The sequence below is a fragment of the Corallococcus sp. AB045 genome (assembly GCF_003668895.1).
Lineage (GTDB): Bacteria > Myxococcota > Myxococcia > Myxococcales > Myxococcaceae > Corallococcus > Corallococcus coralloides.
This window is the reverse complement of sequence record NZ_RAWN01000113.1, coordinates 24588-31603: the sequence shown is the minus strand read 5'-3', so window position 1 is coordinate 31603 and position 7016 is coordinate 24588. Positions and strand designations below refer to the sequence as shown.

The 7016-nt window shown below is 69.5% G+C and carries 7 protein-coding genes and 1 pseudogene; 2 read left to right on the top strand and 6 right to left on the bottom strand.

The genetic code is table 11. The annotated features are described in order from the left end of the window. A pseudogene (locus D7Y21_RS41900) lies at positions 1-782 on the top strand (hypothetical protein); the annotation flags it as partial. Positions 783-884: 102 nt separating this feature from the next. On the opposite strand, the gene D7Y21_RS24940 reads toward D7Y21_RS41900, so the two are convergent. Next, positions 885-1511 (bottom strand): YceI family protein, encoded by a 627-nt coding sequence (locus D7Y21_RS24940; RefSeq protein ID WP_120567584.1) that lies wholly within the window; start codon positions 1509-1511, stop codon positions 885-887. Positions 1512-1545: 34 nt separating this feature from the next. Then, the gene (locus D7Y21_RS24935) at positions 1546-2421 is read right to left on the bottom strand and encodes a dioxygenase (RefSeq protein WP_121716133.1); all 876 of its coding nucleotides are present in this window, start codon (positions 2419-2421) and stop codon (positions 1546-1548) included. Between the two features lie 145 nt (positions 2422-2566). Here D7Y21_RS24935 and D7Y21_RS24930 point away from each other — a divergent pair, with 145 nt between their 5' ends. Then, complete coding sequence (locus tag D7Y21_RS24930; protein ID WP_120620251.1) at positions 2567-4207, top strand: sigma-54-dependent Fis family transcriptional regulator; 1641 nt, start codon at positions 2567-2569, stop codon at positions 4205-4207. 23 nt (positions 4208-4230) lie between these two features. On the opposite strand, the gene D7Y21_RS24925 is transcribed toward D7Y21_RS24930, so the two are convergent. From D7Y21_RS24925 to D7Y21_RS24910, 4 genes are all read right to left on the bottom strand, one after another. Continuing rightward, positions 4231-4962: a rhomboid family intramembrane serine protease gene (locus D7Y21_RS24925; RefSeq protein ID WP_120567587.1), complete on the bottom strand. Its 732-nt coding sequence runs from the start codon at positions 4960-4962 to the stop codon at positions 4231-4233. Positions 4963-5093: 131 nt separating this feature from the next. Beyond that, a complete protein-coding gene (locus D7Y21_RS24920) occupies positions 5094-5291 on the bottom strand; it encodes a hypothetical protein (protein WP_120567588.1) in 198 nt (65 codons plus the stop codon). 188 nt (positions 5292-5479) lie between these two features. Beyond that, the gene (locus tag D7Y21_RS24915) at positions 5480-5695 is read right to left on the bottom strand and encodes a hypothetical protein (RefSeq protein WP_014399195.1); all 216 of its coding nucleotides are present in this window, start codon (positions 5693-5695) and stop codon (positions 5480-5482) included. 57 nt (positions 5696-5752) lie between these two features. Continuing rightward, complete coding sequence (locus tag D7Y21_RS24910; RefSeq protein ID WP_121716131.1) at positions 5753-6949, bottom strand: acetyl-CoA C-acetyltransferase; 1197 nt, start codon at positions 6947-6949, stop codon at positions 5753-5755. Positions 6950-7016: the final 67 nt, after the last annotated feature.

The following is a 7016-nucleotide window of genomic DNA, read 5'->3' as shown; positions in this document are numbered from 1 at the left end:
AGTGGAGCGAGCCCGTCGCCGAGGAAGAGGTCTCCCTCACCGACATCACCGCCCCCACCCCGTCCGCCGGCTGGGAAGAGCCCGCCGTGGACGTGGACGCGGAGCTCGACGCCACGCCCGCCCTCGACGTCGAGGAGGTGGACTCCGAGCCCGTGGCCGACATCGAGCTCGTCGAGGAGCTCCCCGCCCTGCCTGTCGCGGCCATCCCTCCGCCGCCCGCGCCGGCCCTGTCACTCTCCGCCGCGCCCTCCCTGCCCGTGGCCCGGCTGACACCCGCCAGCCCGACACTCAAGAGCCCGGCGCCCGTGGCCCCCTCGGCACCGGCCGTCGCCGCGTCCGCCAACCACCTGCGCCCCACGGACGACACGCTCTTCGAAGTGCCGGGGCCCGGCTTCACGTCCGCCGCCAGCTCCTTCGTGGAAGGCGAACACCGCGTCATCATCCACACCGTCGAAGGACAGGTGAAGCGCGGCACCATCCGCGACGCGGACCTCCTGGAGGACACCATCTCCCTGGAGCAGCAGAGCGGCTTCGCCCCGGAGCGCATCCCCGGCAAGCGCGTGAAGGCCATCTTCTTCATGCTCGCCGCGGGCGCGCGTCAGCCGCAGGCGGAGGGCTCGAAGATCCGCGTCACCTTCAACGACGGCCGCCAGGTGGCCGGCTTCTCCCAGGACTTCAAGGGCCCCACCCCGGGCTTCTTCGTCATCCCCGCCGACACCCGCACCAACACCGCGCGCATCTTCATCTACCGCGCCAGCGTGCAGGCCGTCGCCGAGGGCTGAAGCGTCACACCCGGGGGCGGCGCGGCCCGCCCCCACCGCGCATGAAAAGAGGGGCCCCGGTCACCCGAGGCCCCTCTCTTCATTTCAAGGCTGGGACGACGACTACTTCTTGTCGGTGGCCGTCGGGGCCGCCGCGTCCGGCTTCTTCGTGGTCTCCAGGTCCAGGGTGATGGTCACCTCGTCACCCACCGCCACGCCGCCGGCCTCCAGCGCCTTGTTCCAGGTCAGGCCGAAGTCGCTGCGCTTGATCTTCGTGGTCGCCACGGCGCCACGGCGCACGTTGCCCCACGCGTCCTTCGTCTCCGCCGTCGGGCCTTCCACGGCCAGCGTCACCGGCTTGGTCACGCCGTGCATCGTCAGGTCGCCCGTGACGTTCAGCTTGTCCTTGCCGGCCTTCGCCACCTTCGTGGACTTGAAGGTGATGGTGGGGAACTTCGCCGTGTCGAAGAAGTCCGGGCTCTTCAGGTGCTCGTCGCGCTTGGGCTCGTTGGTGTTGATGGTGGTCGCGTCGAGGGTCGCCTCGATGGTGGACTTGGTGATGTCCTTGTCATCCAGGTTGACGTTGCCCTTCACGTTGCTGAACGTGCCACGCACGTTGGACACCATCATGTGCTTCACGGCGAACTGCGCGCTGGAGTGCGACGAGTCGATCTCCCACGCGGACGCGAAGGCAAACGACGGGGCGGCGACGGCGAGCAGCGTGATGGCGGACTTGAGCGACATCTTCATGGTGTGAACTCCTTGAGGTTGCGGACTGCGAGGTTCAGGCGCGCAGCGCGAAGCTGCGCATGGACAAGGTTCCGTGATGGAAGCCCTCGAACACCGGGGTGATGCGGTCCTCGGGGAGGGCGGCTCCGAGGACGAAATACATGGGCAACCAATGCTCGGCAGATGGATGCGCGACCCGCGCATTCGGTGCATCCATCCATGACTGAAGCCCAAGGAAGTCACGTGCGGCAAGTTTTCCGGCGACCCACGCGTCGAACTCGGCGGCCCATGGTTCGACGGACGCCAGCTTGGATCTGAAATTCACCCGGCGCAGGTTGTGCACCACCCCGCCGCTGCCCATGAGCAGCACGCCCTCCGAGCGCAAAGGACGCAGCGCCTCGCCCATGCGCGCCACCTGCGCGGGCGTCGCGTCCGCCGGCAGCGCCACCTGCAACACGGGCACGCGCGCCTCCGGGAACGCATGCCGCAGGGGCACCCAGACGCCGTGGTCCAGACCGCGCTCGCCGTCCGCCACCGCGGGCACACCCGCGGAGGACAGCCGCGCCACCACGTCTTCGGCCAGCGAAGGAGCGCCGGGCGGCGCGTAACGCAGCCGGTACATCTCCTCCGGGAAGCCGTAGAAGTCGTAGACGAGCGGCGGAGCGGCCATCGCCGTGACATGCACGCGCGCGTCCGTCTCCCAGTGCGCCGACACCACCACCAGCGCCTTCACCGCGCCCACGCCGTCACCAAAGCGCTTGAGCGCCTGGGGATATTCGTCCGCGTCCAGCGCCGTCATGGGCGAGCCGTGCGACACGAACAGCGCCGGCGCCACCTGCCGGGCGACCGAGGGACCGGGCCCCATCACTCCCGCCACCCCGGCGGCCGCCACACCCTGCAGCACCTCGCGTCTGTCCACCCCGGTTGGCATCGTGGCGGCTTGTACTGCAACCCCAGGACCAACGCAGCGGACGTGGCAACCACTGATAATTGCTCGACATCTCATTCCAGCACTGTGAAACGACTCTCAGATTGATAGAGAAGCACCTCAGACTGAGACACCTGGGAGAGACGTCGTGACGGGTCTGGAAGGTTTGGACTTGAAGGAGCTCCTGGCGTTCGAGCCGAAGGGCGGAGTCATCCGCTTCGCCGGGCAGCGGGCGCTGTTGATGGACCCGGTGACGCTGGGGCTCTTGCGCAAGGAGCTCATCGGGATGCTGGGGATGACAGCCGCGCGCGGCATCTTCACGCGGCTGGGCTACGCGCACGGCTGGCGCACGGCGGAGGCGATGAAGACCGCGGTGCCGTGGAAGGATGAAGCGGAGTGGCGCCGCTCGGGCGGTCGGCTGCACACGCTGATGGGCCAGGTGCGCGTGGAGCGCATCGAGCGCACGGCCCAGGACGGCCCGGAGCCCTTCGCGGAAGCGCAGTGGAGCGACTCCTATGAGGCCGAGCAGCACCTGCTCCACCTGGGCCAGGCGGAGGAGCCCGTGTGCTGGAGCCTCACCGGCTTCGCGTCCGGCTACCTGAGCTACTGCAACGGCAAGCCCATCTACTGCGCGGAGCTCAAGTGCGTGGGCAAGGGCGACGCGTTCTGCCACATCGTGGGCCGCCCGGAGGCGGAGTGGAGCACCGAGTGCACGGAGTTCCTGCGCTTCTATGAAACGCAGTGCATGGAGGGCGTGCTCGGACAGGTGACGGAGGCGCTGCGGCAGGCGGAGCGCAAGCTGCGCGCGAAGCGCCAGTCGCTGGCGCGCGTGTCCGGCGTGACGGAGGACCCCACCGGCATGGTGGCCCGCTCGGAGGCCATGCAGCGCGTGCTCAACCTGGCGCGCAGGTCCGCCAAGGTGGACACCACGGTGCTCGTCACCGGCGAGAGCGGCGTGGGCAAGGAGCGCATCGCCCGGCTCATCCACGACGAGTCCGGCCGCTCGCACAAGGCCTTCATCGCCGTGAACTGCGCCGCGGTGACGGAGAGCCTCCTGGAGAGCGAGCTGTTCGGCCACGCGAAGGGCGCCTTCACCGGCGCCACGCACGACCGGCCCGGCCTCTTCGAGGCGGCGCACGGCGGCACCCTCTTCCTGGATGAAGTGGGCGAAGTGCCCCCCGCCATGCAGGCGAAGCTGCTGCGCGCCCTCCAGGAGCGCGAGGTGCGCCGCGTGGGAGAGAACACCAGCCGCAAGGTGGACGTGCGCGTGGTGGCCGCCACCAACCGCGAGCTGTCCGAGGAGGTCCGCCTGGGCCGCTTCCGCCAGGACCTCTTCTACCGTCTGCGCGTCATCGAGCTGCGCATCCCGCCCCTGCGCGAGCGCCGCGAGGACATCCTCCCCCTGGCGCGGCTGCTGCTGGCGGAGACCGGCGAGCGGCTGGGCCGCCGCGTGAATGGCCTGTCCCCGGACGCGGCGGATCAACTGCTGCGCTACCCCTGGCCGGGCAACGTGCGCGAGCTGGGCAACGCCGTCGAGCGCGCGGTGGCGCTGTGCGAAGGCCCACGCCTGGAGCGCGACGACCTGCCGGAAGAGGTGCGCGCCGCGCCACCCAGCCTGGTCCCCACCGGCAACCCGCGCCGGCTGGAGGACATGGAGAAGGAGTACATCCTCGCGGTGCTGGCGCAGAACGGGGGCAACCGCTCACGCACCGCGGAGCAGTTGGACATCGGCGTGGCCACGCTCTACCGGAAGCTCAAGCAGTACGGCCACCCGGAGGCCGCGCACTAAAAGGCGCGCGGCCGTCCGTGCCGTCAGTTGAGGTACTGGTCGCGGTCCGGCGGGCGGTTGCGGTCCACCACGCGCAGGTGCTTGGAGCGGTCGCGCAGCTGCCGCTGCAGGCGCCAGTGCTGCAACTGGAGCATCAGCCGCTTGGGGCTCGCGCCGCGCACGTACACGAACACCAGCACCAGGCCGAAAATCTCCGGCGCCACCGCGCGCCAGGAGCCCGCGGTCAGCATGTTCAGCACCGTGAAGCCCGCGCCAATGGCCGCGAACCAGTTGCCCGTCAGCGGGATGCCCCAGAAGTTCGTCTGCCCCTTGCCGATGACGAGCCCGTAGGCCACCCACATCACCGCCGTCATCACGGAGCCGCCCGCGTAGACGCTCATGGGCATCACCAGGGCCAGCGCCGTGGTGATGAGGCCCGCCACCACCGGGATGCCCACCGCCACCAGCAACAGCCGCTTGCCGCCCCAGGTGGACTCCAGGAAGCCACCGATGGACCAGATGATGAGGCCGCCGAAGAGGATGCCCAGCGGGCCCGTGGCCACGAAGGCGTAGGTGACCAGCTCCCAGACGCGGAAGCGCAGAATCACGTCCGCCGGATTGAGCAGCAGCAACGCCCCCTGCCCTCGCGACGTCGCCAGGAACAGGGCGGAGATGCCCACGAACGCTATCGCCAGTTTGGCGGCCATCGAATCCAGGCTCGGGAACATGTCGCCGAAACCGCCGCCGCCTCGATTGAAGCCCCGCATGGGTCGCATAGAGGCCCAAAGGTGGTGGAAGCCCGCCCGGTCCGCAACCCCAAATCCAGAAACGATGAAGGGCGCCCCGCCCTGGTGTCACCAGGGAGAAGCGCCCTCGCATCCCACGCCTTCGCTGTACCTGCCGGGGCTTACGCCTTGTGGCGGTAGAAGAGCGTGATGGTCAGACAGTGAAACTCCTTGTCCGAGGACTGCGTGACGATCTTGTCCACGATCTCCACGGCGGAGTTCTCCTTCAGCCACTTGGTGATGTTCTCACCCATGTTCTCGCGATCGCGCGCGAGCGTGGTGGAGAACACCTTGACTCCCGTGAAGCTGATAACGGCCATTCCACCCTCGTGTCACCAGAGATTACAAATGTTTACCCCGAGTCGGGGGCGCCATCAAGAAACGGGCCCGACAATCCGGCCCGGGAGCCGCCTCCCGCCCCTTGGGGAGTCCACCTGGGAGCGGGGCCCACCCATCGTCCACCCGCCGACAGTGCGGCGGAAGGGGTGGGCGCATGCCCCCGGCTTGTTCAGCGACCGGCGGCGGCGCGCCGGGCCTGACAGGTGACTTCATCCTTGCAGGCGGGACCGATGCCCTCCGGGTGGGCCGTCAGGGGCGTCTTGTCGCTCTCCTCCACACCGCACACCACGCAGCGGCGCTTGCGGTTGCGGCGCTCGGCCCGGCGCTGCTCGGCGATGGCCTTGGCCCGCTCGCGGGCCGTCTTCGCGTCCACCTCGTTGCTCATCTCACCACGTCCCGTCCGGATGTCGTCTGCCCCGTACCCCGTCGCCACGGCGCGCGCCTACAGCGCCTCGACCAGTACGGCGATGCCCTGGCCGCCACCGATGCAGGCGGACCCGATACCATAGCGGGCGCCCCGGCGCTTCAGCTCGTACGCCAGCGTCATGGTGATGCGGGCCCCGGAGGCGCCCAGCGGGTGGCCCACGGCGATGGCGCCGCCGTTGACGTTGGTGGCGTCGCGTGGCAGGCCCAGGTCCTTCTCCACCGCCAGGTACTGGGGCGCGAAGGCCTCGTTGACCTCGAAGAGGTCCACGTCCGTGAGCTTCGCGTCCGCGCGCTTGAGCAGGTTGCGGATGGCCGGCGCCGGGCCAATGCCCATGATGCGCGGGTCGCAGCCGGCGATGCCCCAGTTGACGAGCCGCGCCACGGGCTTGAGGCCGTGCTTCTCCACGAAGCTGCGCGTGGCCATGACCATGGAGCCCGCGCCGTCGCAGATGCCGCTGGCCGCGCCCGCGTGCACCACGCCGTCCTTCTTGAACACCTTGGGCAGCTTGCGCAGCCCCTCCACCGTGGTCTCCGGACGGTTGTGCTCGTCCTTCGAAACCACCGTGTCGCCCTTCTTGCCCTTGAGCGTCACCGGCGCGATTTCATCCGCCAGCCGGCCCGCCTCCTGCGCCGCGGCGAAGCGCTTCTGGGTGAGCACCGCGTACTGGTCCACGTCGTCCTGCGTGAGGCCGTAGTCCACCGCCAGCTGCTCGGCGGTGAGCGCCATGGCCTGGCCGGTGTAGCTGTCCGTGAGCGCCGTCCAGAGCATGTCCTCCAGGCCGCCCTTGCCCAGGGGGATGCCCCAGCGCGCGCCGCGGATGACGTGGGGCGCCTGGCTCATGGACTCCGTGCCGCCCGCGAGGACGGCCTCCGCGCCGCCCGTCAGCATCATCTCCGCGGCCGTGACGAAGGCCTGGAAGCCGGAGCCGCACAGCCGGTTGACGCCCAGCGCGGGCACCGGCACCGGCACGCCCGTGCGCAAGCCCACATGGCGCGGCAGGTAGATGGCGTCCGAGCTCGTCTGGACGACGTTGCCGTAGACCACATGCTCAATCTGCTCCGGGGAGACGCCCGCCTGGGCCAGGGCCGCCTTCGCGGACTCCACGGCCAGGTCGGTGGCGCTCAGGTCCTTGAGGCTTCCGCCGTAGGTACCGAACGGGGTGCGCTTGCCGGACAGGAAGTAGATTTCCTCGTTCTTGGACACGCTCTTCATGGTGCTCGTCTCCCTACTCTTCCGGGGCGCGCGGTGCACGCACGACGTGACGCGGAATAGCGTCCAG

Coding starts and splice junctions, on each gene's coding strand:
- D7Y21_RS24940 (WP_120567584.1), bottom strand. CDS start 1,511: ATGAAGATGTCGCTCAAGTCCGCCATCACGCTGCTCGCCGTCGCCGCC.
- D7Y21_RS24935 (WP_121716133.1), bottom strand. CDS start 2,421: ATGCCAACCGGGGTGGACAGACGCGAGGTGCTGCAGGGTGTGGCGGCC.
- D7Y21_RS24925 (WP_120567587.1), bottom strand. CDS start 4,962: ATGCGACCCATGCGGGGCTTCAATCGAGGCGGCGGCGGTTTCGGCGAC.
- D7Y21_RS24920 (WP_120567588.1), bottom strand. CDS start 5,291: ATGGCCGTTATCAGCTTCACGGGAGTCAAGGTGTTCTCCACCACGCTC.
- D7Y21_RS24915 (WP_014399195.1), bottom strand. CDS start 5,695: ATGAGCAACGAGGTGGACGCGAAGACGGCCCGCGAGCGGGCCAAGGCC.
- D7Y21_RS24910 (WP_121716131.1), bottom strand. CDS start 6,949: ATGAAGAGCGTGTCCAAGAACGAGGAAATCTACTTCCTGTCCGGCAAG.